This is a genomic window from Phenylobacterium sp. (assembly GCF_030693805.1).
Classification (GTDB): domain Bacteria; phylum Pseudomonadota; class Alphaproteobacteria; order Caulobacterales; family Caulobacteraceae; genus Phenylobacterium.
In genome coordinates, this window is sequence record NZ_JAUXZW010000398.1 from 1 (window position 1) to 1081 (window position 1081).

A 1081-nucleotide genomic window follows, 5' to 3' on the forward strand; every position below is an offset into this window, starting at 1 on the left:
TCGACCTCAAAAAGGAACGCAACTTCTTCGAAACCCGTGTGATCGAGTACCAATCGGGCGGCGCCCTGTCCTGGGACTGAACGGACACCCACGCCTTCTTCACATGCGGCCTTCATTTTCAAAACCCGACCACCACGCTGCGGCAGCGCTGCGCGCGGGTTTTGTCTCCCCATTCAACGCGCTGGGCACCACAAGTGGCATGCATCCACCGGCTCCCAACCCGCTGAATCGCTGCACGTCCATCCTGGGACGTGTGGTGCACTGTGCAACTTGATCAAGGAGAACAACATGGCAACTGCGAAAAAAGCTGCGGCAAAGAAAGCCGCACCGGCGAAGAAGGCGGCTCCGGCCAAGAAGGCGGCAGCGCCTGCGAAGAAGGCAGCTCCGGCCAAGAAGGCGGCGGCTCCTGCGAAGAAGGCCGCTCCGGCCAAGAAGGCGGCGGCTCCTGCGAAGAAGGCAGCCCCGGCCAAGAAGGCGGCAGCGCCTGCGAAGAAGGCAGCTCCGGCCAAGAAGGCGGCAGCGCCTGCGAAGAAGGCAGCCCCGGCCAAGAAGGCGGCGGCACCGGCGAAGAAGGCAGCTCCGGCCAAGAAGGCGGCAGCGCCTGCGAAGAAGGCCGCTGCACCCGCGAAGAAAGCCGCGCCGGCCAAGAAGGCCGCTGCAGCCAAAAAGCCGGCCGCCAAAAAAGCCGCCCCTGCCGCCAAAAAAGCCGCCGCGAAAAAGGCGCCCGCCAAGCCTGCCCCTGCACCCGCAGCGCAAACCACGCTGAACCCGCAGGCCGCATGGCCTTTCCCCACTTCCAGCAAGCCCTGATTTCAGGCCCCGCTGAAAGCCAAAAGCCCGGTGCATGCACCGGGCTTTTTTCATGTCGTTGGCGCTGCGATCTGCTCAGAACGCGATTCGCAAGCCAATCTCATACGCACTCGACGAACCACCCAACGCCGAGGCGGTGTTGGTACTACCGGGCGTGCGGAAAGCCGCTTTGCCTTCGTTGTGAATCCGCGACGCGGACACGTAAGCCAACGTGCGCTTGGACAGGTTGTGCTCGTAGCCGACGCCGAAATTGGTCGCGTTGTCACCGTCG

2 protein-coding genes are annotated in these 1081 nt (G+C 63.7%); one reads left to right on the forward strand and one right to left on the reverse strand.

Features of this window, described 5'->3' with window-relative positions; translation table 11 throughout:
- The first annotated feature begins 270 nt into the window (after nucleotides 1-270).
- The gene (locus Q8M88_RS16010) at nucleotides 271-810 is read left to right on the forward strand and encodes a hypothetical protein (protein WP_305598155.1); all 540 of its coding nucleotides are present in this window, start codon (nucleotides 271-273) and stop codon (nucleotides 808-810) included.
- Between the two features lie 75 nt (nucleotides 811-885).
- Here Q8M88_RS16010 and Q8M88_RS16015 read toward each other — a convergent pair.
- A partial coding sequence (locus Q8M88_RS16015; protein ID WP_305598156.1) for a hypothetical protein occupies nucleotides 886-1081 on the reverse strand: 196 nt, incomplete at its 5' end.